We start from the raw sequence: 27,000 nt of genomic DNA on the forward strand, positions 1-27,000 counted from the left end.
GATGAGGTCCTTGGACAATAGCAGAGATTATGGCGTTTTGATGGCGGGCTACGGGCTATCTCGCTTCAAATGGATACCCTCGGGTGAAATTGGGTACTTTTCGGATTAATGGCTGATGAAACGTTTCATCTGTCGATAAATGATCGACGCAAGCGCTTGCGTAAGGAAATGTTTCTACATTAGAGTCGGCCCACTGACGACAAAAATAATAAAACCAGGAGCTCATCCATGAGCCTTGAACCCTTGCTCGAGATGCAGGGCATCAGCAAAACCTTCAACGGTTTGCGCGTGCTCAAGAATGTCGGCCTGAAGGTCTACCCCGGCGAAATCCACGCCTTGATGGGGGAGAACGGCGCCGGCAAATCGACGCTGATGAAGATCCTTTCCGGCGCCTACCAAGCCGACCCCGGCGGTGAAATCCGCATCGCCGGCCAGCCCATCCCCACGTTCGACCCCGCCACCGCCAAAGCCCTCGGCATCGCCGTGATCTACCAGGAACTGAGCCTTTGCCCCAACCTGAGCGTGGCCGAGAACATCTACCTGGGCCGTGAACTGCGACGCGGCTGGACCATCGACCGCAAAGGCATGCAGGCCGGTTGCATCGAAGTGCTGCAACGTCTGGGCGCGGAGTTCACTCCAGCCACGCAGGTCAGCAGCCTGTCGATTGCCGAGCGCCAATTGGTGGAAATCGCCCGCGCCTTGCACGCCCACGCCAAGATCCTGGTGATGGACGAACCGACTACGCCGCTGTCATCCCGGGAGACCGACCGCCTGTTCGCGCTGATCAAACAGCTGCGCAACCAGGGCCTGGCGATCATCTATATCAGCCACCGCATGGCGGAGATCTACGAGCTGTCGGACCGCGTGTCGGTGCTGCGCGACGGCCAGTACATCGGCAAACTGACCCGCGAGGCGCTGTCGGCCGAAGTGCTGGTGAAGATGATGGTGGGTCGCGACTTGTCAGGGTTCTACAAGAAGGAGCACGCCGCCTATAACCCCGGCAACGTGGTGATGCGCGTGCGCGACATGGCCGATGGCAAGCGCGTGCGTCAGTGCAGTTTCGACCTGCACGCCGGTGAAGTGCTGGGCATCGCCGGGCTGGTCGGGGCAGGGCGCACCGAACTGGCGCGCCTGATCTTCGGCGCCGACCCACGCACCTCGGGCACCCTGGAAGTGGTCGGCAAGACCGTCACCCAGTTGCGCACCCCGGCGGATGCGATCCGCGCCGGCGTCGTCTACCTCACCGAAGACCGCAAGGCCCAGGGCCTGTTCCTGGACATGAGCGTGGCGGACAACATCAATGTCTGCGCCTGCGTGCCGGATGCCCATGCCGGCGGGGTGCTCGATCGCGCCCATGCCGCGCAGCGCGCCACCGAGGCAATCAAGTCGCTGTCGATTCGCGTGGCGTCGGGCAAGGTCAATGTCGGTGCGTTGTCCGGTGGCAACCAACAGAAGGTGCTGCTGGCGCGGCTGCTGGAGGTCAAGCCGCACGTGCTGATTCTCGATGAGCCCACCCGTGGCGTCGACATCGGCTCCAAGTCCGAGATCTACCGCATCATCAACCAATTGGCCCAGGCCGGCGTCGGCATCGTGGTGATCTCCAGCGAGCTGCCGGAAATCATCGGCACCTGCGACCGCGTGCTGATCATGCGCGAAGGCCGGTTGGTCGCAGAAGTCGGCGGCGCCTCCGGCGACGCTATTTCCCAGGAACGTATTATTGACCTCGCCACCGGTGGCGATCAGGTGGTGGCCCATGGCTGAATTGAATATTGCAACAACCGGCAAGGCAGAGCGCGCCCGCGAGCTGATGCGCACGGTCGGCATGTTGCCGGTACTGATCCTGCTGCTGGTGGGCTTTGCCCTGGCCAGCGAGAACTTCCTGACGGTACAGAACCTGTCGATCATCACCCAGCAGGCGTCGGTGAACGTGGTGCTGGCGGCGGGCATGACCTTTGTGATCCTCACGGCGGGCATCGACCTCTCGGTGGGCGCGATCCTCGCCGCATCGGCGGTGGTGGCGCTGCAGGCGTCGATGTCGCCGCAGTTCGGCATGTTCGGGATTGCCGCCGGTATCGGCTTCGGGTTGTTGCTGGGCCTGGTCAATGGCGGCTTGATCGCCTTTATGCGCCTGCCGCCGTTTATCGTCACCCTCGGTGCACTCACGGCCATGCGCGGCCTGGCCCGGCTATTGGCGGACGACAAGACCGTGTTCAACCCGGACCTGCCGTTTGCCTTTATCGGCAACGACTCGATCCTCGGGGTGCCGTGGCTGGTGGTAATCGCCGTGGCAGTGGTGGCGTTGTCGTGGTTCATCCTGCGCCGCACCGTGATGGGCGTGCAGATCTACTCGGTGGGCGGCAACCCGGAAGCGGCGCGGCTGTCGGGGATCAAGGTGTGGAAGGTGCTGCTGTTCGTCTACGCCATGTCCGGCGCGTTGGCCGGGCTGGGCGCGGTGATGAGCGCGTCGCGCCTGTTCGCTGCCAATGGCCTGCAACTGGGGCAATCCTACGAGCTGGATGCGATTGCCGCGGTGATCCTCGGCGGCACCAGCTTTACCGGCGGTGTCGGCACCATCGGCGGCACGCTGATCGGCGCGCTGATCATCGCGGTACTCACCAACGGCCTGGTGCTGCTGGGCGTCTCGGACATCTGGCAGTACATCATCAAGGGCATCGTGATCATCGGCGCGGTGGCGCTGGATCGTTATCGCCAGTCCGGCGCACGGACCTGAACTCACTCCAACAACAATCACAAGAGAGACCCCTATGAACCTCAAACGTATCTTTCCGGTCATTGCCTTGGCTGCCCTGATGTCCCAAGCCGTCGAAGCCCGCGAGTTGAAGGCCCTCGGCATCAGCATGGGCTCGCTGGGCAACCCGTATTTCGTGACCCTGGCCGATGGCGCAACCGCCCGGGCCAAGGAGCTGAACCCCAACGTCAAGGTCACCTCGGTGTCGGCCGACTATGACCTGAGCAAGCAGTTTTCGCAGATCGACAACTTCATCTCGTCCAAGGTCGATCTGATCCTGATCAACGCCGTCGACCCGTCCGCCATGGCCTCGGCGATCAAGAAAGCCCGCGATGCCGGCATCGTTGTGGTGGCCGTGGATGTGGACGCGAAAGGGGTGAACGCCACGGTGCAGACCGACAACGTCGAAGCCGGCAAGCTGGCCTGCCAGTACCTGGTGGACAAGCTCTCCGGCAAGGGCAATGTGATCATCCAGAACGGTCCGCAGGTCACCGCCGTGACCGATCGCGTCAAGGGTTGCAAGGCCGCACTGGCCGCCGCGCCGCAGATCAAGGTGCTGTCCGATGACCAGGACGGCAAAGGCTCCCGCGAAGGCGGCCTGAACGTGATGCAGGGCTACCTCACGCGCTTCCCGAAAATCGACGGTCTGTTCGCGATCAACGACCCACAAGCCATCGGCAGCGACCTGGCGGCCAAACAGCTCAAGCGCAGCGGCATCATTATTACCTCGGTGGACGGTGCGCCGGATATCGAGAACGCGCTGAAAACCGACACACAGATTCAGGCGTCGGCCAGCCAGGACCCTTGGGCCATGGCGCAGACCGCCGTCAACGTGGGCAACGATATTCTCAATGACAAAGCCCCGGCCGAAGCGGTTACCCTGCTCACGCCAAAACTGATCACCCGCGACAACGTCGCTACGTACAGCGGTTGGTCGAGCAAACATTGATCCCTTGAGAGGAACAGCGTCGTGGTCACCATGGATGACGTGGCAAGCAGGGCGGGGGTGTCGACGTCGACGGTGTCCCATGTGTTGAACGGTACCCGCAAGGTCAGTCCGGCAACGGTGCACGCGGTACAGCAAGCGATCCAGGCGCTGGGTTACATCCCCAACACCCTGGCGCGTTCGCTGGCACGGTCGAGCACCAGCACGATTGGCGTGGCGATCTCTGCGCTGTCCAACCATTATTTCAGCGAAACCGTGCACGCGATTGAAACCGAGTGCGCCAGGCACGGCTACATGATGCTGTTTGTCGATACCCACGACGACCCGGAACACGAGCTGCGGGTCGTCACGGCATTGCACCATCGGCGGGTGGACGGCATTGTGCTGGCGCCCTCGAACGGCTCCAAGGCCCTGGAGTATCTGCGGGCCAACGAAATCCCGGCGGTATTGGTGGACCGCATGATGAGCGAACAATTCGACCAGGTCGGGGTGGAGAACACGCAGTCCACCCAGGCCTTGGTTACCCACTTGATCAAACACGGGCACCGGCGCATCGGCTTTATCGCCGGGCGTGAGGGGTTCAGCACCACCGATGAGCGGGTTGCCGGGTACCGCGCGGCACTGCAAGGCGCGGGGCTGGCGTTCGATCCGCACTTGTTGGTCAATGGCGGCTCCAACACCGAGCCAGCGCGTCAGGCGACGGTGCAGTTGCTGGGCCTGGCGCAGCCACCCACGGCGATCATGGCCGGCAACAACCTGATGACCCTTGGCGCCATGCAGGCCCTGCGTGATGCGCAGATCGACGTACCGGCGCAGATGGCCCTGGTGGGTTTTGATGATTTCGATTGGGCGGATTTCTTCGTGCCGCGCCTGACGCTGATCGCGCAGCCGGTCCAGGCACTGGGCACGCAGGCAGTGAACCTGTTGTTGCAGCGCATGGCGTCGCCCGACGCCCCCACTCACAGCGTGCGCCTGGCGCCGACCCTGCAACGGCGTAATTCATGTGGCTGTAATGGATTGGAATGACCCCCTTATGAGCAGTCCCGTTTCCCTCGGCATCGACCTCGGCACCTCGGAACTCAAGGCCATCCTCATGGACCTCGACGGTACGGTGCTGGCCCATGCCGGCGTGCGCTTGAGTGTGTCGCGGCGCCATAGCGGCTGGTCCGAGCAGGCGCCGGAAGATTGGTGGCAGGCGTGTTTGCAGGCGCTTGCCGAATTGCGCGAGCATCCCGGATTTGCCCGCGTGGCCTGTATCGGCCTGTCGGGGCAGATGCATGGCGCGGTGCTGCTGGGCAAGGACAACCGCGTGTTGTACCCGGCGATCCTGTGGGACGACTCCCGTGCCGTCGCCGAGGCCGATGAGTTGGGCCCGGTGTTTGCCGACATCACCGGCAGCCTGCCCATGGCCGGGCTGACGGCGCCGAAACTGCTGTGGCTGCAACGCCATGAGCCCGAGGTGTTCAAGGCCATTGATTGTGTGCTGTCGCCCAAGGATTACCTGCGCTTGCGTCTGAGTGGCGAGCGCATCAGCGAGATGTCCGATGCAGCGGGGACGTTGTGGCTGGATGTGGCGCGGCGTGAGTGGTTCGCGCCGATGCTGCGGGCGACGGGCCTGTCGCCGGAGCAGATGCCAAGACTGGTCGAGGGCGGTGCCGCAAGTGCTGTGTTGACGGCGCAGGAGCTGGGCTTGTCTTCCTCAGTGGTGATTGCCGGCGGCGGTGGTGACAACCCGGTAGCGGCCGTGGGGATCGGGGCGATCAATGCCGGTGATGGCTTCATCACCCTCGGCACCAGCGCTGCCATTGTCGCGATTACCGATCACGCGGCCGGTAATCCCGCGAGTGCCGTGCACAGCTTCTGCCATGCGCTGCCTGATCGCTGGTACACCATGGGTGCCATGCTGGCCGGCGCCAGTTGCCTGCGCTGGGTCACTCGCCTCACGGGAACCGCGGATGAGCAAACCTTGCTGGACCAGGTGCAGGCGCAACTGCCGATCGAACAGGCAGTACCGCTCGGTACGCCGTTGTTCCTGCCGTACCTGGCCGGTGAACGCACCCCGCATAACGACCCGCTGCTGCGCGGTGGCTTCATGGGCCTGGGCCATGACTGCACGCCGGCGATGCTCGGTTATGCGGTGATGGAAGGCGTGGGGTTCGGGCTGCTGGATGCGTTGCGCGCGGTGCAATCAGCGGGGGCTGACGTGGGCGCCTGCGCGTTGGTGGGTGGTGGTGCGCGCAGTGAGTACTGGGCGCAGTTGCTGGCCAACATCCTGCAACGGGACATCTTCACCCTGCACGGCAGCGAATTGAGCGCGTGTATCGGTGCGGCGAAGCTGGGGTTTGTGGCGATAGGGCAAGGCGCGCAGTTGCTCGCGGCGGGGATGCGGGTCAAGGCCCGGTACAGACCGGACCTTACGCCGCAGCCCGTATTGGAGGCGCGATATCGCAAGTTTCAAGGTTTGCTGAGCGCGGCCAAGGCCCTTCACGAGTAGCCCTCTGTGGCGGGCTGGCTTGTCTGGGTGGCCTGTTTTGGTGAACGGCCTGTTGTGGCGAGCGGGCCTGCCCCGCGTTGGGCTGCGAAGCAGCCCCAAACCCAGGCGCCATGGTTTTCCTGTAGAAACGCGGTGATGCTAAAAGGGGCCGCTTCGCGCCCCAACGCGGGGCAAGCCCGCTCGCCACAACAAGTACCCTTATCAACGCTTGGTGTAATCGGGGTAACACCAGGACACTGAAATCAACATAGCTAAGCCGCACCCATTGCTAGCGTGAAAAGGCCAAACCCACTCAAAGGAGCAACGGATTGCCCCGTCAGCCCAACTCTCATTTGTTACGCCGTGGTCGCTATTCGGAAACCGGCCGTGCTTACCTGGTGACCGCTGTGGTCCATCAACGCCAGCCCTTGTTCAGGGAGTTCCGGTTGGGGCGGTTACTGGTCGCCGAGTTCAAGCGACTTCATGATGCCGGCTTAGTGAACTCCCTAGCCTGGGTCGTCATGCCAGACCACTTCCACTGGTTTTTTGACCTTAACCGTTCGACGCTTCCCGATGTGATGCGACAAACCAAGTCGCGCAGCACCTTGAGCATTAATAGAGCCCGTTGCAGTCGGGAAAGATTTTGGCAGCGTGGTTATCACGACCGGGCGGTGCGGGCTGAGGACGATATTCGGAAAATGGCGCGCTATATCATCGCCAACCCCTTGCGAGCCGGGTTGGTCGAGCACATTGGAGACTATCCACTGTGGGATGCTGCCTGGTTATGACGTGGCGAGCGGGCTTGCCCCGCGTTGGGCTGCGAAGCAGCCCCAAACCCAGGCGCCATGGTTTTCCTGTAGAAACGCGGTGATGCTAAAAGGGGCCGCTTCGCGTCCCAACGCGGGGCAAGCCCGCTCGCCACAACAAGCCCGCTCTCCACATCAGGACCCACAACAAGCCGCTGCCGCTAGTCGCCCAAGGGCGGCAGACGCCGTTTCACCGGGGTTTTCTTGACAATGGCCGTGTTGGTTTCCGCGTAGGCGTTGAGCCGGTCAAGCAGGCTGTCCAGGTGATCCATGGTGCGCACATGCAGGCGTGCGATGAAGCAATCCTCCCCAGTCACCTTGTCACACTCGGTAAACTCGGGGATCGCCTGGATCTGCCGCTCCACCTCATGCAATTTGCCGGGCAAGGGGCGGATGCGCACGATGGCCTGCAGCAGATAACCGAAATGCCTGGGGTCGATGTCGACGGTGTAGTGGGTCAGCACGCCGCGCTCTTCGAGACGCCGCAGGCGTTCACCGACACTCGGCGAAGACAGCCCGGTAATCCCGGCCAGGGCCTTGAGGGACAGACGCGAGTCGTCCATCAAAGCGGCGATCAGTTGCTGGTCGATGGTGTCAATCATGGTGTCCACCTAATAAGTAAAGGCAACTCAAGGCTTTTGCCTTTTTTAGTCGCTGGAGCCGGTCTCGATCAGATTGCCATAATTGGGCCTCACTTGAGGAGCTTCAATCATGGATACATCCATCCGTCGCGGGTCGTGGGAAATGGTTGCCGCCATGCTGATCTCGGGCACCATTGGCTGGTTTGTCCTGGTCTCCGGCGTATCGGTGATCGAAGTGGTGTTCTGGCGCTGTGTGATCGGCGGGCTGACGTTGTTGTTGGTGTGTGCACTGCTGGGGTATTTGCGCCTGGACCTGCTCAGTTGGACCAGGCTCGGCCTGGCGATGCTCAGTGGCGTGGCAATTGTCGGCAACTGGTTACTGCTGTTCGAATCCTATTCCCGCGCGTCGATTGCCATCAGCACGGCGGTGTATAACGTGCAGCCGTTCATGCTGGTGATGCTGGCTGCCGTGTTTCTAGGTGAAAAGATCACCCTGCAGAAACTCGCCTGGCTGAGCGTAGCGTTCCTGGGCATGTTGGCGATTGTCACTGCCCATGGCGATCAACCGACCGGCGACGATTACCTGGCCGGCATCGTCTTGGCACTGGGCGCGGCGTTGCTGTACGCGATTGCCGCGCTGATCATCAAACGTCTGAAGGCAGTGCCGCCACATTTGATGGCGTTGATCCAGGTAACCACCGGCGCGTTGTTACTGGCGCCGCTGGTGCCATGGAATAGCTTGCCGGCCACAACCAGCGCGTGGGGCGCACTGGTGACACTCGGCGTGGTGCACACCGGCGTGATGTATGTGTTGTTGTATGGCGCGATCCAGAAACTGCCGACAGCCCTGACCGGTGCGCTGTCGTTTATCTACCCGATTGCGGCGATCTTCGTCGATTGGTTCGCCTTCGGGCATCGTCTGGGCTGGCTGCAATGGTTCGGGGTGGCGGCAATTCTACTGGCGGCTGCCGGGTTGCAGCGGGGCTGGTGGTGGCCCCGCGTGCAAAGGGTCAGTGCGTGCCCTGGAAAATAATGTTTTCCGGGTTGAAGTGCTCTACCGCGCTGCCCGGTTGTGGCAAGCCCAGGATATGCCCCTTGATCTTGCCCACCACGTGCATCTCGCAGGGTTTGCAGTCGAACTTCAGGGTCAGCACTTCATCGCCATGGATCAATTGCATCGGCGCTACCTTGGTCTTCACGCCCGTGACCCCCTTGGCCTGTTTAGGGCACAGGTTGAACGAGAAACGCAGGCAGTGCTTGGTGATCATCACCGGTACTTCGCCGGTTTCTTCGTGGGCTTCGAAGGCGGCGTCGATCAGCTTCACCCCGTGGCGGTGGTAGAAGTCGCGGGCTTTCTGGTTGTAGACGTTGGCGAGGAACGACAGGTGCGCGTCCGGGTACACCGGCGGTGGCGTAGTTTCCGCCTTGCGGCCACCCCGTGGGTGCGCAGCCACGCGGGCGGCGGTCAGCGCCTCGATCACTTCACGGCGCAGGGCCTTGAGCTGTGAGTTGGGGATGAAGAACGCCTGCGGCGCATCCAGTTGGATGTCGGTCGCGTGGTATTCGGTGGTGCCCAGTTGGCCCAGCAGGTCGCGCAGGGTGTCCAGCGCCTGTTCCGGCTTGTTGGCCACGCCGAACGGGCCGGGCAGGGTGACGCTGGCGCTGATGCCTTCTTCGCTGGTGGCGGTGGCTTCCAGCTGCGCTTCGCGCAAGCGAGCGGCCCAGGTCAGGCCTATACGACGCTCGGATGAGGTCTTGAGCAGCGCCTGTTGCCAGTTGTGGTCCAGGTTGCGGTTCAGCGGGTGGTTCGGGCGCAATTGATGCAGGCCGGCCGGCATCTCGTTCGGCTCCACGCGGTAGCGGTAGCGCTTCTCGCCGTCTTCCTCGAACTCGCCTTTAGGCTCGGCGATGTTGGCACGGAAACCCACCACTTCGCGCTTGATCAGCACGTTCAGGCCATCGCCATTCGACAATGGCTCGTGGGTGACCACTTGCAGGTCGCGCTTACCGGCTTTTTCCACCACACCCACCGGCAGGCCGGTGAACGTCGGCGTGTCGAAGGCGCCGATATCGACCTTGCGGTCATTGACGAAATAGTCGGTGCTGCCCCGGTGGAAGGTCTTTTCCGGGTCAGGCAGGAAGAAGTGCGCGGTACGGCCGCTGGAGGCGCGGGCCAGGTCCGGGCGGTCTTCAAGCACGTCATCCAGGCGCTGGCGGTAATAGGCGGTGATGTTCTTCACATAGCCCATGTCCTTGTAGCGGCCTTCGATCTTGAACGAACGCACGCCGGCTTCGACCAGCGCACGGATGTTGGCGCTCTGGTTGTTGTCTTTCATCGACAGCAGGTGTTTCTCAAAGGCCACGACGCGGCCTTGATCGTCTTTGAGCGTATACGGCAGGCGGCAAGCCTGGGAGCAATCGCCACGGTTGGCGCTGCGGCCATTCTGCGCGTGGGAGATGTTGCACTGCCCGGAGAACGCCACGCACAGCGCGCCGTGGATGAAGAACTCGATGGCGGCATCGGTTTCGTCGGCAATGGCGCGGATCTCTTGCAGGTTCAGCTCACGGGCCAATACCAACTGCGAAAAACCGGCCTGGTCGAGGAACTTGGCGCGGCCCAGGGTACGGATATCGGTCTGGGTGCTGGCGTGCAGCTCGATGGGCGGAATATCCAGCTCCATCACGCCCAGGTCTTGCACGATCAACGCATCGACGCCGGCATCGTAGAGCTGATGGATCAGCTTGCGTGCGGGTTCCAGTTCGTTGTCGTGCAGGATGGTGTTGATCGTGGTGAACACGCGGGCATGGTAACGGCGGGCGAATTCCACCAGCTGCGCGATGTCGCTCACGTCGTTACAGGCATTATGGCGCGCGCCGAAGCTCGGGCCGCCGATGTACACGGCGTCGGCGCCATGCAGGATGGCCTCGCGAGCGATGGCGACATCGCGGGCAGGGCTGAGCAATTCCAGGTGATGCTTGGGCAAGGACATAGTTTTTTTAGTCAGGCTTGTCACGGTTGAGGCGCGCATTGTAGCTGTGAAATGCCTGACCGGCACGCACTCAGGCTTGAGCGGCCATCGCCGTGACTTCCACGCGCATGCCGTCTACCGCCAGCGCGGCCACGCCAACCGCTGCGCGCACGGGCCAGGGCTTGGCGAAGAAGCGTTTGTAGACTTCGTTGAAGGCGGCGCGATCGGCCATGTCTGTCAGATAAATGGTCAGGTGCATCACCCGGTCCATGGAGCTGCCGGCCTTTTCCAGGGCGACTTTCAGGGCTTGCAGGGTGCATTCGCTTTGCAGGGTGATGTCGCCCAGTTCCAGGCTGCCATCGGCACGGGTCGGGATCTGGGTGGACACCAGGATGCCGTTGAAGCCGATCACGTCGGAGGAAATCGAATCGGCATCGGGGTCCGGGGTGTAGTGCAGGTCGTGGTTGGCCATGGGCGCCTCTCGTTGGCAGGTTCAGAAAGGCGCCATGGTCCCCGAAAATGACGGCAGGGGCAAACTACGCCCAGCGGCGGAACAGCACGCTGGCATTCACGCCGCCAAACCCGAAGCCATTGGACAGTGCATAGTCAATCGGCATCGGCCGGGCAGCACCGCGCAGCAGGTCGAGGCCCTCGGCGAGGGCGTCGGGGTGTTGCAGGTTGAGGGTGACCGGGGCGATCTGGTCGCGCAGGGCAAGCACGGTGAAGATGGCCTCGATACCGCCCGCAGCCCCCAGCAGATGGCCGGTGGCGGATTTGGTCGAGCTGATCGCAGGGCTGCCGTTCGCACCGAATACCGTCCTGATCGCGGCCAATTCGCCTTTGTCACCCACCGGCGTCGAGGTGGCGTGGGCATTCAAGTACTGCACCTGGTCCGCGTCGATCCCGGCCTGGCGCAGGGCTTGCAGCATCGCCCGGCGTGCACCGTCGCCGTCTTCCGGGCCGGCGGTCATGTGATAGGCATCGGCACTGGTGCCGTAGCCGACCAATTCGGCAATCGGCTGCGCACCTCGGGCCAGGGCGTGCTCCAGTTCCTCGATGACCAGGATGCCGGCGCCTTCGCCCATGACAAAACCGTCCCGCGCCTGGTCGAAAGGCCGCGAAGCCTGCTCCGGGCTGTCATTGAAGTCACTGGACAGCGCCCGCGCCGCCGCGAACCCGGCAAGGCTGACCCGATGGATCGCCGCTTCGGCACCGCCGCATACCGCCACATCCACTTCACCTGCGCGAATCATGCGCGCCGCATCGCCGATGGCCTGTACACCCGCTGCACAGGCCGTCACTGGCGCACCCAGCGGGCCTTTCAAACCGTAGTTGATCGACACGTGTCCGGCGGCCATGTTGCTCAGGAACGACGGGATGGTGAACGGCGACAACCGCCGTGGGCCTTTGCTGTCGGTGGTGCGTACCGCGTCGGCAATCGCCGGGAAGCCGCCGACACCTGAGGCGATGATGGTCGCGGTGCGCTCCTGCGCTTCAGGCGTGTTCGGCGCCCAGCCGGCCTGCTTCAAGGCTTCGTCCGCCGCCGCCAGGGCGAACAGGATGAAGCGGTCCATCTTGCGCTGTTCCTTGGCTGCCAGCAGGCGGTCGGGATCAAATCCGGCTTCAGGGTCCTCGAGTACGGTCTGCACCTGGCCACCGATGCTGACGGCCAAATCACCGATCAACGCTTGCGGCAGGCGACGAATACCCGATTGCCCGGCCAACAGGCGTCGCCAGGTAGATTCCACGTCAGCGCCCAACGGCGTCAGTGCGCCCATACCTGTTACAACGATGCGTTTACTCATGATCAATCGACTCCAGTTGCGGTGAAGGAACAGACCTTATGGACGTCACTATCATCATGAAAGTAACATGGCATCACGCACATTGGCACTGACCCACAGGAATCCCCATGCAACGCAAGTCCCTCATCAGCGACGAATGCCCCATCGCCCGCAGCCTTGAGCGGGTAGGGGAGTGGTGGAGCATTTTGATCATGCGCGATGCGTTGCACGGCCTGCGCCGCTTCGATGAGTTCTCGCGCAGCCTGGGCATTGCGCCGAATATGCTCACGCGCCGCCTGAACGCGCTGGTGGAGGCGGGCATGCTGGAGCGCCGTGCCTACAGCGAACGACCGCCGCGCCATGAATATGTGCCGACGGCCAAGGGTGAGGATTTCGGCATGGTGCTGATATCACTGGTTGCCTGGGGCAACCGGCATTACGCCGAGGAGGGCGCCAGTGTCGAGTTGGTGGAGCGTAAAACAGGCAGGCCGGTGCAGCCGACGCTCGCCCGCGCGGATGGGCAGTTGGTGGCGTTTGACCAGTGCGGGTTGCAGGCCGGTCCAGCGGCCAGTGCCGGCATGCGCGAGCGCCTCGCTTTGCTAGGCGCAAAACCCTGATTGCGCAAGTATTTGACGCCAGAAAATAATCCACGCAAGGCCGGTAAAGTCGCGTATTCCACAGCCGATAGCCCTATCAAGACACGGGTTTTTTCGCACGGCTGAGGGTACGTCATGTTCAACACAACACTCAAAACAGAACTGGCGGCCAGGACGGCCGAGGCCACCGAGTACAAAGGACTGATCAGCGCACTGGAACGCTCCATGGCCGTGGTCGAATTCGACCTCAACGGCAACGTGTTGCGGGCCAACGACAACTTCCTCAAGGCCCTGGGCTACAGCGCCAATCAACTGGCCGGCAAGTCCCATCGCGATTTTTGCCTGCCGGCGCTGACCAGCAGCCCGGCCTACAGCCAGTTCTGGAGTGATTTGAAAGCCGGCAAATTTGTCTCCGGTACGTTCAAGCGCGTGGATGCCAACGGCCGGACCATCTGGCTGGAAGCCAGCTACAACCCGGTGCTGGATGAGCGTGGCCAGGTGTTGAAGGTGGTCAAGTACGCACTGGACGTCACTGCCCAAGTGGAGCAGGACGCGGCCACCCGCAGCAAATTGACGGCCGTGGACCGTGCGATGGCCGTTATCGAGTTCGATTTGAGTGGCCAGGTGCTGGACGCCAACGCGAATTTCCTCAATGTCATGGGCTACTCCCTGGCGGAAATCAAAGGCAAGCACCACCGGTTGTTTTGCGAGCCCGCGCTGGTTACCAGCCATGAGTACACCGACTTCTGGCGCCGCTTGAATAACGGTGAGTTCTTTACCGGGCAATTCAAGCGTCTTGGCAAGCATGGGCGTGTGGTGTGGCTGGAGGCCAGCTACAACCCGGTGTACGACGGCGACGGCAAACTGATCAAGATCGCCAAGTTTGCCAGCGACATCACCGAGCGCGTAGAGAAGTTCGAGGAAGACTCCCGTGGCGCCTCGCGGGCCTACCATATTTCCTCCGAGACCGAGCGTTTTGCCGAGCACGGCACCCAGGTGATCCAGGAGACCGCCACGGAAATGCGCCGTATCGCCGAGAATATCGGCGCGTCTGCGCGGCTGGTGGGGCAACTGGGCGACCGTTCCGAACAGATCACCGCCATCGTCAACACCATTCGCGGTATCGCCGACCAGACCAACCTGTTGGCGCTCAACGCAGCCATCGAGGCGGCGCGCGCCGGGGACCAGGGGCGTGGCTTTGCGGTGGTGGCCGATGAGGTCCGGCAACTGGCCGGACGCACCAGCCGCTCCACGGCGGAAATCGCCGAGATGATCGGCATGATCCTCTCGGAAACCCGCGACGCGGTCACCAGCATGAACGCGACCCAGGAAGGCGCACAGCGCGGCGTCAACCTGGCCGACCAGGCGGGGTCGGTGATCCTGCAGATTCGCACCAGCACCAGCGATGCGGTGCAGGCGGTGAGCATGTTTGCGTCGAAACTGGATGAGTCGGAAGTCATTCCCAAGACTGCGGTCGGCTGGGTGGGCTAACGCTTTCCAGCTCGCTCCTCCAGGGGCATGTTTAGAGCAGGGTAAACGGATAGTCGACGATCAGCCGCAGCTCGTTCAGGTCTCCATCGCGCTGGTCGGCATTCGACGCCACGATCGCATCACGCACGCGCAACGACAGATTCTTCGCCGGACCGCTCTGGATCACGTACTTGGCTTCCAGATCGGTCTCGTGATGCGCGCCATCTGCACCGTAGTCGCCGACATAAGCGCTATGGGCCGGTGTGTGGGTGCCATCGATATCCGAGCCGTTGATGTAGCGGCCCATGAAACTCAATCCCGGCACGCCATAACTGGCCATGTTCAGGTCATAGCGGATCCCCCAGGACTGCTCGCCCGGGCCGTTGAAGTCGTTCCATTGCACCGAGTTCGCCAGATACACCGAATCGCCGCCTTCGCCTGCGCCGTTGTTGCCGGTGCCGATGTAGTCGAACGGCGTGTCACCATGCACCTTCTGGTACGACAGCGTGAGGGTGTGCGCTTGCAGGAACGAATACGCCGCCGCCACCGAGTAGGTGGTGTTGTTGATCGCCCCCGCCTTGGCACTGCCGGTGTCGAGGGTGCGGTACAGGTTGCCGTCCAGCGCCAGGGACTGGTCATGCGCCAACGGGATCACGTAATTGAGATTGGTGTAGTACTGGCGCCAGATATCTTCCAGCTCGCCGGCATACAGCGTCGCGCTCAGGGACGGGCTGAAGGTGTATTTGCCGCCGACGAAGCTGGCGCTGTTGGCGGCGATGTTGGCGTAGGTGGCGTAGATATCGTGGTCATGGTTGCTGGTCATGCCACTGTTGGTGCTGGTGAAATGCCCGGCCTCCAGGTCCAGGCCGGCGATTTCGCTGCTGGTCAGGTCAAACCCGGTGGCGGTCTGGGGCAACAGGCGCGTGCCACCGGTGGCGAAGACCGGGGCGGTGGGTTGCATGTCACCAAATTTGAGTTGGGTCTTGGAGACTTTGATCTTTACCGCCGCACCGACTGAGCCGTAGGCGTCTTCGGGATCGCCATGGCGGTCGGTGGGCAGGTTGCCGGTGCCGGCGTCCGCGTGGGTGGCGTCGAGTTTCAGCCCGCCGTAGGCATAGGCGTCGACGCCGAAACCGAGGGTGCCCTGGGTAAAACCCGAGGCATAGTTGAGCATCGCGCCCTGGGTCCAGTCGATATTATCGGCCCGGCCGCCTTCACGGTTGCGGTTCATGTAGTAGTTGCGCAACAGGCCGGTGACGCTGCTGCCCTCGACAAATCCCTTGGCCTCCGCCTGGTCGGTGACCGACTCGGCAAAGGCCATCTGGCTGATACCGGCACACACCGCCAGTGCCAATAGGCTCGACTGTTTAATCATGTTGTGACTTCCCCGGAATAATGAACGCGCGCGCAGAAACACCGCACTGACTGGATGGCGCATAACGTTGTTTGGGCAGAGGTTTCTAGGTGAGCTGTTACGGTTTTTTATTGTGTCCGGCGTGGTTACCGAGGTTGATTCTAAGCACAGTCGGCACGGCCTGCAGCGGGCGGGCGGATGAAACTCGATTAATTAAACTTCACGCTGTTTAACCACGTGCGGGTGTACGTTGAACCTGTCTTAGCCGCTCTGCTTCGACAACATCCTTTGGTTGCCGCCGCAGACTCTGCGGCGGATTTTTTCACAACATTTCACAGCCGGGTTTCGGCCCTTCAGCATGGGCACCTCAGCGACCAGAAAGGCATGCAGCACCGATCCGGTGAGTCAGCCTGTCATCTTTCAGTAACCCTCAAGGTCTTTGCTCTCCTGACTGGCCCGACATGATCGCCCCTGACGATCGTGCCTCGGCCTCCCGTCCTCAAGGAGCACACGCATGTCAGCACCGGTCAGTAAGGCCCCCACGATCAGGAGCGTCACGGGCAAAGACACCAGCGCCGAATGGGGCAACGCGGTTGATCGGGCCAAGGCCAGGGATGCCGGCATCGAGTGGCAGCGGCCCAAGGATGACTCTCGCTCGGCCCAGGACATCATCGATGGCAGCCCACTGCTGAAAAACCTTGGCAACCAGAGCGGGGTGAAGGACAAGTTGCGCGAACGGGTCGGCGATTTCGAGCACGATGCGGACGCGGCCTACCGCGCCAATCAGGTGCTGGAGCATGTCGAGCGCTTCGACGAAAACGGCTCACGCCTGGCCGGCAATGCCATCGACAACGGCCGCGTCGATGGTTTCACCAAAGGCGGTGACGCCAGGCACGGCACCGAGGCCGGACGCCTGCAAGACTTCGGCAAATATGGTTGGGAGAACCTCAAGGGTGAACGGCAACAGGTGGACGCTGTGGGCCAGGACGGCCAGCGCCGTGAGGCCGCAGAAAAGGTCGGCATCGTCTGGGAACTGCCCGAGGGTGACACGCGCTCGGCCCAGGACATCATCAATGACAACCCGTTGCTGAAAAACCTTGGCAACCAGAGTGGGGTGAAAGATGCATTGAAGGAGCAGGTCGGCGATTTCGACAAGGACCCCAACGCGGCCTTCCGTGCCAGCCAGGTGCTCGACCGGGTGGTGGGTTTTGACGAGCAAGGCCGCGCGCTGACGGGCAAGGATGTGGCCAACGGTAGTATCGACGGCTTTACCAAGAGCGGCGAAGCGCGCCATGGCACCGAAGCGGGGCGCCTGCAGGACTTCGGCAAGTACGGTTTCGAGGGATTGGCCAAGCCCTCGGCCAATGACCAGATCGGTAGCTATAAGGGTTTTCTCGACACCCATCCGGATGCCGACGCGGGCTCCAGGCAGATCGCTCAATACGGCGCAATCCTGGATGCCAGGTTCGATTCGATTCGTGGCAAGACCGGCGGCGAGAGTGCCGTCACCGAACAGAACATCCAGGACTACCTCAAGCAAAATCCGCAGTTGAGCAAGGAAGAGAAAGAGGCCCTCAACTTCTTTGCCCAGCCCGGCGCCTTCCGCAAGCTCGATACGGCCGGCAACAGCATCGGCGACAAGCCCGACGGCAAGGTCAACCGCAGCGACGTGCAAGCCTGGCTGAAGACCGCCGCCCCCACCGATGCCCAGAGCCTGGCCAGCCTGATCACCGACGTGGCCACCGGCACTGTCACGGGCCAGGTCGACACCCGCAAGCTCGACAAGGACATCTTCGAACATCCGGAAAACTACACGGCCGAACAAAAGGCTGCGGTGCTGCTGGAACTGCAGGAAGCGCAGAAACTAGTGGTCGACGGCGCCAACGCCGGGGTCTGGAACAGCGATTATGGCAAGGTCTCCATCGCCAACCGCTCCGGCGCGATCTGGGAGCCGCAAAAGCTGCTGCAGGACATCAACGACCACATGGCCATCTTGCAGGGCGACAAACCCACCGCCGAGTACATCAGGAACGCAGGCGACCAGGCGGTAAAGACGTTGTTTGAAGACAATCCCGGCCTGAAGGATGCGGTCACCAAGACCTACGAGGATCAGGTGAAGTCGGGCAAGGCACTGGACGCCGCGTGGGACGCCAACACCAAGGACGGCAAGACCGACCAGCACACAGCGCTGGCCGGTTTCTACGCCACCGCCACCAGCCTGCAGTCGATGCTTGGCATTGACGATGCCAAGGCGATCCAGGGCGCGGTCGCCAAATCCTCGCATAACGAAGCATTCAAGACCTTCTACAAGGACCAGTTGGCCAGTGGCGACCGCCTGCGCGAGTTGCTCAAGGACAACACGCCGGAGCAGGCCGCTTCGGAGTTCAGCCTGGAGGTGGCGCTCTATAACGCCGCGCTTGATCCGGCCTTCACGGCCCAGTATGACCAACAGCTCAATGACAATTTCTCCAGCATCGCCCAGCAGAACCTGTTCAAGGGGGCTGGCTTCGACGACATCAAGGCCGCATTCGGCAAGGACGGCGGCGCGGAGCTGGACGAAGACAAGGTCCGCAAGCTGGTCGACCAGATGCGCCAGGAAAGCCCCGAACTGCTGCTGAACCAGGACGGGACCGTGGCCACCACCGACCAGGTCCTGGCGGGCTTTCGTGGTAACTGGGACATGCTCCGCCAGGGCACCAAGGCCCTGGACAAAATGGGCAAGCTGTCGGACTTCGATCCCAACGGCGGCGCCAAGGGCGCCTACGGCAGCGGTGTGCTGCACGGGGTGAGCGGGCTGTTCCTGGCGGGTGTGACCATTGCGCGCGGGGCGCAGAGCGGTGGAAAGTTGACCACGCGCAACATCGTCGACATCACCACCGGTTCCGTGCAGACCACCACCGTGCTGATCGAGGGCGGCACCAAGGGCTACCAGGAACACCTCGCCAAGTCGATCAAGAACGGTGAGCAGACCCTCAAGGATATGAAGGACGGCAAGGTCATGCTCGACCTGCTCGATGAGGTCAAGGACAACGTCAAGGACGGCAAGCACGCCAAAGTCGTGGCGAAGAACTTTGAGGAAGCCGCCAAAGGTATCGGCGGCCTGGCCGGTATCGTCGCCGGGGCTTATGGCATTTTTGATGGCGTCAACGCGCTGCGTCGTGGTGACAAGCTGAGCGGTGGCTTCGGTATTACCGCAGGCTCGCTGGGTGTACTGGCCGGCAGCGCCTCGGCCGCGGAGGGCGGCCTTGGCTTGCTCGGGGCGAACCTGCCGCGCTTTCTCCCGGGCCTGGCGGCCACGGCGGGCGTGCTGGGCTTCCTGGCGGCTGGCGTGGCGGTACTGGCGGCCATCGTGCCCGGGCTGGTCAAGGAAGGACAGGCACAGGCCAAGTCGGACAAGTTCGGCGAGATATTGGGGGATTCAATCGAGCGTTATGGCATCGATGGGGTCAAGGACGGGACCATTGCGGATATTCCCACCAAGGATTGGCCAGGCGGGGAGCAGTGGACATCGTGAGAACGGGAGGAGGGGGGAGACCCCCTCGCTCCGAGGTTGTCTTTACTCTTTGACGTCCATGAACTCTTCCGCCCAGGCCACGTAGCTTTCCGGCAACGTGTAGGTATGCGTCAGCTCGGTGGCACTGAGGTTATCGGTGCTGTGGGTCAACTGGCGCTGGGCACGCAGGCTGTCATACGTCGCCTTGATCGCGGCAAAGTAAGCCCCGTGGCCGGCCACCACCACCCGCACGCCGAGGCTGGCCAGACGCTGGGCGTCATTCAGCTTAGGGTTGCCGTAGGTCACCAGCATCAGCGGCACCGTCAGGTTTTCCGCGATCTTCTCCAGGTGTTCGAAATCGGCCACACCCACCATGCAAATCCCGTCGGCCCCGGCTTTCTGGTAGGCCTGGGTGCGCTCGATAACGGCTTCGGTCGGCAACACACCGGCGTTGGTCCGGGCAATGATCGACAATTCGGGATCGACACGTGCTTCCAACGCCGCGCGGACCTTGCCGATGCCTTCTTCAATGGAGATCAGATCGGTGGACTTGCGCCCGAACTGTGCCGGCAGCAACGTATCTTCAATGGTCAACGCCGCCACACCGGCCCGCTCGAGTTCTTCGACGGTACGCATCACATTCAGGGCGTTACCGTAGCCGTGGTCGGCGTCGGCAATGAACGGCAACTGGGCAACGCGGCCGATGCGGGTGGCTTGCTCAACGAACTCACTCAGGGTGATCAACGCAAAATCGGGTGCGGCCAATACCTGCAACGAAGCAACGGAGCCACCGAGGATGCCGACTTCGAAACCCAGGTCGGCGGCGATACGCGCCGACATCGGGTCAAAGACGGAAGCGGTTTCAACGCAGGTTGGGTTGGCGAGCAATTCACGGAAGTTGCGGCGCAGGGCTGAGTGAGAAATCTTTGGCATGGGCTTTCCTGGTTCTGGTCATCGTCTTGTGACGATCAATGTCTATTCGTGGTGGGGCGAGATTAACATGCGGGCGAGGGGGAGATGATGACGTTTCAGCATTAGGGCAGGGGCTGGTGCATGGAGCGTGGGTTTACGGTTTGGGGGTGGACAGGCGCCCGGGGTGGGCGCCGTCCTTTCATTCATGCCTGTTCTTGATAGCCTTTACGCAGTTTCTCCGCGATCAGTTTCTCTGCTTCACGCAACGCGCGTTCGGGACTCTCCAGGGATTTGATCAGGGTCTGGCCCTTGGTGCCGATGCGGCCGAAACTCACCACCACCTCGGCGTCGGTGACACCAATACGCCAGAACTTATTGGAGTTACCTTCGCCATAGATGAACTCGCGCATCGACAGCGCCGCTTCAGGGGTTGCCGGTGGCTCGGTTTCAATCTCGCCGGTTTCCACGGTCAGTTCCGGCGCTGGCAGTGCAGGCGCTTCTTCACCCCGAAGCAGCGCTTCGATGCGCTTGAGTACGTCCTCCGGGTCGCGCAGCCAGTCATGGCTGAGCACGTCGATGATCTTCCAGCCGAAGCTGCGCAATACCGTCGGGCGGAAGATATAACGCTCACGCACGTCAGTCGCGGCTGCCGTGTCGCTGTCAAGCAGCACCCCCAGACTGAAGTATTCACCGCTGGCGTCGCTGATCGCCAGGTCACAGCGGAACTGTGAACGCCCGACATACTCCTGCACCGAATGCCCGCGTTGGCGCAACGCGACGGCGAGGGCGCTGCGCAGCGTGTCCCTGGGCAGGCTGACGGCAAAGGACTGCTTGGCGCCTGGGTTGAGGTTGGCCAGGATGCCCTGGGAGCGTGGCGCATCGCCGCTGGCACTGGCCTGGGCGAATTGCAGGAACGCGCGCAATGCGGCAGCGCCATCGTTGTGGGTATTGGTGATGGCCTCGGACTCAATGCTGGAGACAATCGCCATGCGCTTGCGCGCACGACTGAAGATCACGTTAAGGCGTTTTTCCCCGCCGCGCTGGTTGATCGGGCCGAAGTTCATCAGCATCTTGCCGTTCGGTCCCGGCGCGTAACATATGCTCAGGATGATCACATCGCGTTCATCACCTTGTACGTTCTCCAGGTTCTTGACGAACAGGCCATTGAACTGCCCGGCATCTTCACGCACGTACTCGCGCTCAAGGCGTGTGGCAAAGGCCGAATCATTGCTGGCCAGGTCTTCCAGGGCCTGCTCGATGGCGCCTTGCTGGGCCTCGGAAAAGGCCACGATGCCCAGGCTCAGGCCAGTCTCGCGTTGCAGCAGTTCACGCACCAGATTGGCGATGTAGCGGGCTTCGGCCAGGTTGCTACGGCTGAGGTAGACGCCATCGCTCATCTTCAAGAAGCTGATCGGGCTGTCGAGCAGCGTGTCGGCGCCCTGGATCACGGCCTGGGCGTCGCTGGAGTCCACAGCGGCGTGGGCCGGGGCAGGGCGCTCGATACGCCGGTCGGGAATGGTGATCAGGCGCCCTTCGTAGAACGCTGCGTTGGAGAAACTGATCAGCGCTTCGTGGCGACTGCGGTAGTGCCAGGCCAGCAGGGTGGCTGGCAAGTTGCGTGCGGCCTGGCTCAGCAGGCTGTCCGCATCGAGGTTGATTGAGATCTGTTCCCCGTCCTCCATGGCAATCAGGTCATTATCGTCCTGGTCACCGGCACTGGAGAAGAAGTTGGTGGGTGGCAACTGCATCTCGTCGCCTACCACAATCACCTGCTGCGCACGGCTCAGGGCGGGCACGGCTTCTTCGCTGGGGATCTGGCTGGCCTCGTCGAAAATCACCACGTCAAACAGGTCCGGGGTCAACGGCAGGGTATCGGACACCGACAGCGGGCTCATCAGCCAGATGGGCTTGAGATCGTTGATCACTCGACCACTGTCACCACTGGCCATTTCGCGGATGGAACGATAACGCATAGTCTTGCCCAGCTCATGTTCCAGTTCGCGGCGCCCTTTGGCATAGGCTTTCTTGAACTCACGGGCCGGTGCGTCCAGCTGTGTCACCGACATCGCCGATTGCTTCACATGGTCCAGAAAACGCTGGTGCAGGGTAGCGCTGAGCACATGAGCGTTGTTCTTGAGCAGGCTGCTTTCGGCCTGGCTGACCTGGCGCGCAGCCAGGCTCAAGGCCGGGCCATCGAAGCGGGCCATCTGCGGATTGGCACGGTACAGGCGGGTCAGGTTTTCCTGAGCAATCAACCCGTCCAGCACGGGTTGTGGCAAAGCATACTGTTGCACGACCGCCAGGCAGACGGGATCGGCCTGGTGTAGCTCGTTGAGCAGGGGCAGGGTGTCGGGCAGTTCGTCGAGCTCTTCACGCAGGTCGCGCAGGTACTCGGCCAGCTCGGCCAGGCTTGGCTCCGGGTCGAATACGCAATGCTGGGCAACCAGCTCGGCCAGGCGCGCGATGGGTTGGCGCAGGCTGGCTTCCTGGCGCACACCGGGCAAGCTGCTCGGATTGCCCCGCAGGCCTTCGACCCACTTGCGCAACAACGGTGATGCGCTCAGTTGCTGCAGCAGGGCGTGCAGATTGTGCACGAACAGGTCGATATCCTGGATGCCGTAGCGACCTTGCAGGCGTTGCTGCTCGGCGTGCAGCTCGGCGGTGGCGCGGTGTTCACCGGCCAGGTTGTCGAGCACGCCGCGCAGGCTGGGGCGAATCGCGTGCTGACTGAAGTCGTAGCGGCGTTGAAGTTCGCCACGCAGGCGCCACCAACCGGGTTGCAACCAGTGCAGCAGCGAGCCTTCCTGGCGCTGTACCTGCTCCAGGGCCGCCTGGGTATCCTGGGGCTCAAGTTTCACGCGCCAGTGGCGGGTGGTTTCACGGGCGTTGTGTTGCTGCACGGCCAGTGCCTGCAAGGCGGCCTGTTCGGCGTGCAGCGTTTGGGAACTCGTTGAGCCAGGTTCCAGCAGGTCGAGGTGCGCCGCCAGGTTGGCGCCGGTCAGTTGCTCGGCAGCTTGAGTCAGCACGCACGCATCCGTCAGGCGCGTGTCACCGGACAGCAGGCTGGAGGATGACTCCAGGAACGACTCGACGCTGTCCATCAGCCCACTGGCTTGCTCCAGAAACGCCTTGAGCTGGCCGTAGGCATGCTCGTGGGTGACCAGGCTTGAGGCCAGGTGGCTGAAGGGGTGACGCGCAAAACTGTCGAGGCCGAAGCGTTCCTTGATGGTCTGATACAACCGGCCGGTCAGCTCGTGTTGTGCCTGCCAGTGCCGCCATTCGGGCAAGCGCTCCAGCGCTTCGGGCGGCAGCTGTGCAGCAACGGGTGGCAGCTCGATCAAATGACGGACCAACTCACGCGCCGAGCAGGCCAAGGACTCAGGCACCCCGGCCATCGCCTGTTCAAAGCGCTCTATCAGGCCCAGTTGTTGGCTCAAGGAGGCCAGTGTGGCGTCGCGACGCGCTTGCAACTGCACCGATTGGGCGTCGCCGGCGATCCAGCGCTCATAACACTCGCGCAGGTTGCCCACGAACGCTTTTTTGTCCGTCTGGGAGTCGTGAATCAGGCAGCACAATTCGCCCAGTTCACTCTGTTGCAGGCGATGGAACACCACGTCCAGCGCTGCGCGCTTTTCGCACACAAACAATACGCGCAGGCCGCGTGCGGCATAGTCCGCGATCAGGTTGGTGATGGTCTGGGATTTGCCGGTGCCCGGTGGCCCCTGAATGATGAAGTGACGCCCGGTCCGGGCCAGGCTGACCGCAGCGTTCTGCGTCGCGTCACCGGCCACCACGTTCCACTGGTCGGGCAGCGGGATCGGGTCTGGAGTCTGGACTTCGACGTCTCGCGGCTCAATCGAGAACATCCGGTCAAACGCTTCGTTTTGCGCGGGCTCATCGATCAGCTGTGCGTAGTCACGCACCAGCGACATCTTTCGATAGTTGAAGTTGGCCAGGGTCACCTGGGTCAGGTCGATGTCCCAGGCGTAGCGGTGCCCCTGATTCTCGGGCATGGCGAAGGTGCTGTTTTCGGTGCTGCTGGCGACCATCTGCGGATGCTGGTTGCGCAGCAAGGGTTTGGCGCCGACGGCCAGGCGCAACGGTAACTCGCTGGGCAGCACCTTTTGCTGGAACAATTGCAGGCCCAGCGGGCGGTAGTCTTCGCGGTCGTAGCTGAAATCCGGCCTGGCCAAGGGCATCGTCGAGCGCTGGCGGGCGCGACGGCGTTGGAAGTGGTGCAGATGCTGCACGGCCTTCTGGTGGATCAGTTCGATTTGCGGTTTGCTTTGCAGGCGCAACTCGACGCCAGGCTCGGTCAGTTTGATCTGGCGCGCAATGTCGGCGTGGATTTCCTCCAGGGACGTCTTTTGCAGGTCGACGGTTTCCGGCAACTGGATGTCGTAGAGCTGGCGCAATTGATGCCGCAGTACCGGGTTGAACTCAGCCTCGGTCTCATCGCACTGCAACATGAACTGGTCGCGCACGCCCTTTTTGCGACTCAGTTCCACCGGCAGCCAGAGCAGGGGAGTGACGATGCGTTCTTCCGGCGTGTCCTTGAGGTTGTGCCAGCGCATGAAGGCCACGACCAGGCGCAGGTTGCTGAAGCCGAACTCGGCGCGGTCGCGGCGGGTTTCCTGGATGATGCGTTCCAGCGACGCCTGCAACCAGGTCTGGTCTTCAAACCGCAACCATTGCTGCAGGCCAACCGGTTTGCCGCTCAACACCTGCTCGGAGAAGCCACCGAAGGTAGGCTGCCAGGTGCACAAGGCTTCGGGGCGGATACTTTCGACACGCATCACCAAGGGCACGCTGGCCACGGTCAAGTTGACGTTGGCTTGCGTCGGCCGGAAGTACAGCAGGCGATTGCGCCGCGAAAGATCAAACAAGCGATTACGCAGATGCTCCAGTACTACGGTGCGCCGTGAAGCCGGGCCTTCGGCCTGGGCCAATACACGCTCGACATCCAGGCTGGCCGGCTGTTCGCGCCAGGATTCCAGGCGTCGCACCAGTGAGCCGACATCGGTGGCGCGCTCATGGCGGTTCAGCTCGGTCATTTCAACGATCAGATTGGCCAGTACCGGGTTGAGCCGGCCGTTGAGCTGGAACAGGTTACGGCGGTGCCGGGCAAAAGCCTTGAGGTCGTTGATATCGGCGAAATCCAACCCGCACGCCAGGCAGGCCAGCAACTGGCCGAGCTGGAAAATATCGGTGATCTCGTCGTGGTGCCCGAGGCGATGCTCCCAACTGTGCAGGTCGGTGAGGAACACCGGGTGGTCAATGGCCTGATGCGGATCTTCCTGGACTTGCAAGTCGGTCACGGCCACGCCACTTTCCGAATCCCGGGTCAGGCGGACCTTGCCGACGATATTCAGTGCCGACTCTGGATTAGGCTGCACCTGCTTGATCGCTTCCAGCGCCAGCAGTGGCGGGACGCCCTCCGGATTGCGCAATTGCAGCGTGCGTTCCGGCCCTTGCAGCACATCGAGATAACTGAGTTGGGCGACACGTCCCAGTTCATGCAATTGCGCAACCTGGCGCAGTAACGGCAGCGCCAGGAACAGCACATCGTCGATGGGGACGGCGACGCCATCGTGGGTCTGCAGCAATTGCGTGAAATTGATGGGTTGGGTTATCGGTTCCATGTGTCGACCTCCGCTTTGAGCGCGCGAACGATCGGGTCGAGCTCACGTTTGGGTAATTTGATATCGCGCTTGAGCACGTTGATGAAGTCGTCGGTACTGCCGAGCTTCTTGGCTGTGCGCGCCGCGTGCAACAAGGCCTCATCCCGCAGGTCGCGGTCCACCAGGCTCAGGTCGAGCATGATGAAGTGCAGGTATTCGTGGATGCTTGCGTCGACGCGCTCGGCATTCAGCGTGCCCAGGTCCAGCGTGGTTTCGTTGTCTTTCCAGTCGGGAAAGAATCCACGTACCTGATTGAGCACCACCTCCGATTGCAGCACGGAGGTGTCGATGAAGCTGGCGATAAAGCTGCGGGTGAGGGCGGTCAGCTCGACTTGGCCGGTCACATCCAAGCGATAGAGCGACAACGGCCCGCGCAACCGGCCGTGCAGCCAGTTGTCGGTCTCCGGCACCTGCCGCCACCAGCTGTCCACCGCCTGGGAGCGCAGAAACGTCTCCGGGTGAGAAACGCCTTGGGACAACGGTGCATCCTTGCCATCCAGCTCCTGGGCCTGCTTCAGGTAACTGGCGGCATCGACGCTGACGATCCCGGTGTGAATCTTGACCAGCGAAGTAATCGACGCTTCCGGCCCGCCGGCCACCAGGGCTGCGCCTCGGTCGGCATAGATTTCGGTGTGCAGGCTATATAAACGCGCGGTCTGTTCCAGGCTCGGAGGCGTATTCATATCAGCCATGGCGTGCTTGAGAATCCGCTCGGCGGTGAGATAGTCGCCACCGTGCTCAGACCATAAGCGGTAGTGGGCCAGCTCATGTCCCAACAGCGCCAGTAACTCCTGAGCGTCGAGCCGTTCAAGAATCGGTCCGTAGAACACCACATGCACTTCACCGGCCAGGTAATACAGGCTGGCATTCATCGCGCCGTCGCCAGCCTGGTAAAGGGTCGCAGGCGCCTGGATCTGCAAGCATTGCAGCGCCGTCTCACAGGCCTGATAGGCCTGCGGGTGGGTCTCGGGGCTCAGGCGATAGGTGTCCCGCAGCAACTGCGCGCGCACATCCTGGGCGTGCTCCTGCTGAACCCCCAGAGACGAAGCCCACTCCCACACGACGGGTTCGTGGGTCTTCAGGTAATCGACCACACGCTGGTGGTAAGGCAAGGGTGTCAGGCTGCTGATATCCAGCGCAGGGGTACTCATCTTTCAAACGTCCTTGAGAGGATACGGCTCCATAG

The 27,000-nt window shown here is 62.3% G+C and carries 18 protein-coding genes; 10 read left to right on the forward strand and 8 right to left on the reverse strand.

All coding sequences use genetic code 11. The annotated features are described in order from the left end of the window. Nucleotides 1–228 precede the first annotated feature (228 nt). The 6 genes from BMX59_RS08155 to BMX59_RS08180 all read left to right on the forward strand — a co-directional run bounded on the left by BMX59_RS08155 (nucleotide 229) and on the right by BMX59_RS08180 (nucleotide 6,956). The gene (locus BMX59_RS08155) at nucleotides 229–1,761 is read left to right on the forward strand and encodes a sugar ABC transporter ATP-binding protein (protein ID WP_093120984.1); all 1,533 of its coding nucleotides are present in this window, start codon (nucleotides 229–231) and stop codon (nucleotides 1,759–1,761) included. Beyond that, nucleotides 1,754–2,731, forward strand: a complete 978-nt coding sequence (locus BMX59_RS08160) for an ABC transporter permease subunit (protein ID WP_025854715.1) — start codon at nucleotides 1,754–1,756, stop codon at nucleotides 2,729–2,731. Before BMX59_RS08155 ends, BMX59_RS08160 begins: the two co-directional genes overlap by 8 nt. Nucleotides 2,732–2,765: 34 nt before the next feature. Then, the gene (locus BMX59_RS08165; RefSeq protein ID WP_071488334.1) at nucleotides 2,766–3,698 is read left to right on the forward strand and encodes an ABC transporter substrate-binding protein; all 933 of its coding nucleotides are present in this window, start codon (nucleotides 2,766–2,768) and stop codon (nucleotides 3,696–3,698) included. Between the two features lie 21 nt (nucleotides 3,699–3,719). Beyond that, nucleotides 3,720–4,721 carry a LacI family DNA-binding transcriptional regulator gene (locus BMX59_RS08170; protein WP_093120985.1) on the forward strand — a complete coding sequence of 334 codons (1,002 nt, stop codon included), beginning with the start codon at nucleotides 3,720–3,722 and terminating at the stop codon, nucleotides 4,719–4,721. A 7-nt stretch (nucleotides 4,722–4,728) separates the two neighbouring features. Further along, complete coding sequence (gene xylB / locus BMX59_RS08175; protein WP_093120986.1) at nucleotides 4,729–6,189, forward strand: xylulokinase; 1,461 nt, start codon at nucleotides 4,729–4,731, stop codon at nucleotides 6,187–6,189. A 308-nt stretch (nucleotides 6,190–6,497) separates the two neighbouring features. Beyond that, the gene (locus tag BMX59_RS08180) at nucleotides 6,498–6,956 is read left to right on the forward strand and encodes an REP-associated tyrosine transposase (protein ID WP_093120987.1); all 459 of its coding nucleotides are present in this window, start codon (nucleotides 6,498–6,500) and stop codon (nucleotides 6,954–6,956) included. Between the two features lie 179 nt (nucleotides 6,957–7,135). Here BMX59_RS08180 and BMX59_RS08185 read toward each other — a convergent pair whose 3' ends face one another. Beyond that, nucleotides 7,136–7,576, reverse strand: coding sequence for an Lrp/AsnC family transcriptional regulator (locus BMX59_RS08185; RefSeq protein WP_071488330.1), 441 nt, complete (start codon nucleotides 7,574–7,576; stop codon nucleotides 7,136–7,138). Between the two features lie 109 nt (nucleotides 7,577–7,685). Between BMX59_RS08185 and BMX59_RS08190 the strand changes: the two genes are divergently transcribed. Then, entirely contained in the window at nucleotides 7,686–8,588 is a 903-nt protein-coding gene (locus tag BMX59_RS08190; protein WP_093120988.1) for a DMT family transporter, read from the forward strand. Here BMX59_RS08190 and BMX59_RS08195 read toward each other — a convergent pair. The 3 genes from BMX59_RS08195 to fabF form a co-directional block, all read right to left on the reverse strand. Continuing rightward, nucleotides 8,566–10,545 carry a peptidase U32 family protein gene (locus BMX59_RS08195; protein WP_093120989.1) on the reverse strand — a complete coding sequence of 660 codons (1,980 nt, stop codon included), beginning with the start codon at nucleotides 10,543–10,545 and terminating at the stop codon, nucleotides 8,566–8,568. The two genes, BMX59_RS08190 and BMX59_RS08195, sit on opposite strands and share 23 nt — an antisense overlap. A 70-nt stretch (nucleotides 10,546–10,615) precedes the next feature. Then, nucleotides 10,616–10,996 carry a RidA family protein gene (locus BMX59_RS08200; RefSeq protein WP_028616142.1) on the reverse strand — a complete coding sequence of 127 codons (381 nt, stop codon included), beginning with the start codon at nucleotides 10,994–10,996 and terminating at the stop codon, nucleotides 10,616–10,618. A 64-nt stretch (nucleotides 10,997–11,060) separates the two neighbouring features. Continuing rightward, nucleotides 11,061–12,329, reverse strand: coding sequence for a beta-ketoacyl-ACP synthase II (gene fabF, locus BMX59_RS08205; protein WP_071488327.1), 1,269 nt, complete (start codon nucleotides 12,327–12,329; stop codon nucleotides 11,061–11,063). A 107-nt stretch (nucleotides 12,330–12,436) separates the two neighbouring features. On the opposite strand from fabF, the gene BMX59_RS08210 reads away from it, so the two are divergent. Together BMX59_RS08210 and BMX59_RS30950 are read left to right on the forward strand one after the other, a co-directional pair. Continuing rightward, nucleotides 12,437–12,925, forward strand: a complete 489-nt coding sequence (locus BMX59_RS08210; RefSeq protein ID WP_093120990.1) for a winged helix-turn-helix transcriptional regulator — start codon at nucleotides 12,437–12,439, stop codon at nucleotides 12,923–12,925. Between the two features lie 114 nt (nucleotides 12,926–13,039). Then, entirely contained in the window at nucleotides 13,040–14,395 is a 1,356-nt protein-coding gene (locus tag BMX59_RS30950; RefSeq protein WP_071488325.1) for a methyl-accepting chemotaxis protein, read from the forward strand. Nucleotides 14,396–14,426: 31 nt separating this feature from the next. Here BMX59_RS30950 and BMX59_RS08220 read toward each other — a convergent pair whose 3' ends face one another. Beyond that, nucleotides 14,427–15,749, reverse strand: a complete 1,323-nt coding sequence (locus BMX59_RS08220) for an OprD family porin (protein ID WP_093120991.1) — start codon at nucleotides 15,747–15,749, stop codon at nucleotides 14,427–14,429. Nucleotides 15,750–16,242: 493 nt separating this feature from the next. On the opposite strand from BMX59_RS08220, the gene BMX59_RS08225 reads away from it, so the two are divergent. Further along, a complete protein-coding gene (locus tag BMX59_RS08225; protein ID WP_093120992.1) occupies nucleotides 16,243–19,242 on the forward strand; it encodes a type III effector HrpK domain-containing protein in 3,000 nt (999 codons plus the stop codon). Nucleotides 19,243–19,284: 42 nt separating this feature from the next. Here the strand turns inward: BMX59_RS08225 and BMX59_RS08230 are convergent, their stop codons facing one another. The 3 genes from BMX59_RS08230 to BMX59_RS08240 all read right to left on the reverse strand — a co-directional run bounded on the left by BMX59_RS08230 (nucleotide 19,285) and on the right by BMX59_RS08240 (nucleotide 26,965). Next, nucleotides 19,285–20,154, reverse strand: a complete 870-nt coding sequence (locus BMX59_RS08230) for an isocitrate lyase/PEP mutase family protein (RefSeq protein ID WP_071488322.1) — start codon at nucleotides 20,152–20,154, stop codon at nucleotides 19,285–19,287. A gap of 182 nt (nucleotides 20,155–20,336) precedes the next feature. Beyond that, entirely contained in the window at nucleotides 20,337–25,775 is a 5,439-nt protein-coding gene (locus BMX59_RS08235) for a WGR domain-containing protein (RefSeq protein WP_093120993.1), read from the reverse strand. Beyond that, nucleotides 25,763–26,965 (reverse strand): M48 family metalloprotease, encoded by a 1,203-nt coding sequence (locus BMX59_RS08240; protein WP_093120994.1) that lies wholly within the window; start codon nucleotides 26,963–26,965, stop codon nucleotides 25,763–25,765. Before BMX59_RS08240 ends, BMX59_RS08235 begins: the two co-directional genes overlap by 13 nt. Nucleotides 26,966–27,000 lie beyond the last annotated feature (35 nt).

The sequence above is a fragment of the Pseudomonas sp. NFR09 genome, from assembly GCF_900111535.1.
Taxonomy (GTDB): Bacteria; Pseudomonadota; Gammaproteobacteria; order Pseudomonadales; family Pseudomonadaceae; genus Aquipseudomonas; species Aquipseudomonas extremorientalis.

Excerpts from the sequence above, each read along its gene's own strand:
- fabF (WP_071488327.1), bottom strand. The coding sequence starts at position 12,329 with ATGAGTAAACGCATCGTTGTAACAGGTATGGGCGCACTGACGCCGTTG.
- BMX59_RS08235 (WP_093120993.1), bottom strand. The coding sequence starts at position 25,775 with ATGGAACCGATAACCCAACCCATCAATTTCACGCAATTGCTGCAGACC.
- BMX59_RS08190 (WP_093120988.1), top strand. The coding sequence starts at position 7,686 with ATGGATACATCCATCCGTCGCGGGTCGTGGGAAATGGTTGCCGCCATG.
- BMX59_RS08240 (WP_093120994.1), bottom strand. The coding sequence starts at position 26,965 with ATGAGTACCCCTGCGCTGGATATCAGCAGCCTGACACCCTTGCCTTAC.
- BMX59_RS08155 (WP_093120984.1), top strand. The coding sequence starts at position 229 with ATGAGCCTTGAACCCTTGCTCGAGATGCAGGGCATCAGCAAAACCTTC.
- BMX59_RS30950 (WP_071488325.1), top strand. The coding sequence starts at position 13,040 with ATGTTCAACACAACACTCAAAACAGAACTGGCGGCCAGGACGGCCGAG.
- BMX59_RS08160 (WP_025854715.1), top strand. The coding sequence starts at position 1,754 with ATGGCTGAATTGAATATTGCAACAACCGGCAAGGCAGAGCGCGCCCGC.
- BMX59_RS08165 (WP_071488334.1), top strand. The coding sequence starts at position 2,766 with ATGAACCTCAAACGTATCTTTCCGGTCATTGCCTTGGCTGCCCTGATG.
- BMX59_RS08225 (WP_093120992.1), top strand. The coding sequence starts at position 16,243 with ATGTCAGCACCGGTCAGTAAGGCCCCCACGATCAGGAGCGTCACGGGC.
- BMX59_RS08220 (WP_093120991.1), bottom strand. The coding sequence starts at position 15,749 with ATGATTAAACAGTCGAGCCTATTGGCACTGGCGGTGTGTGCCGGTATC.
- BMX59_RS08195 (WP_093120989.1), bottom strand. The coding sequence starts at position 10,545 with ATGTCCTTGCCCAAGCATCACCTGGAATTGCTCAGCCCTGCCCGCGAT.
- BMX59_RS08200 (WP_028616142.1), bottom strand. The coding sequence starts at position 10,996 with ATGGCCAACCACGACCTGCACTACACCCCGGACCCCGATGCCGATTCG.
- xylB (WP_093120986.1), top strand. The coding sequence starts at position 4,729 with ATGAGCAGTCCCGTTTCCCTCGGCATCGACCTCGGCACCTCGGAACTC.
- BMX59_RS08210 (WP_093120990.1), top strand. The coding sequence starts at position 12,437 with ATGCAACGCAAGTCCCTCATCAGCGACGAATGCCCCATCGCCCGCAGC.
- BMX59_RS08185 (WP_071488330.1), bottom strand. The coding sequence starts at position 7,576 with ATGATTGACACCATCGACCAGCAACTGATCGCCGCTTTGATGGACGAC.
- BMX59_RS08230 (WP_071488322.1), bottom strand. The coding sequence starts at position 20,154 with ATGCCAAAGATTTCTCACTCAGCCCTGCGCCGCAACTTCCGTGAATTG.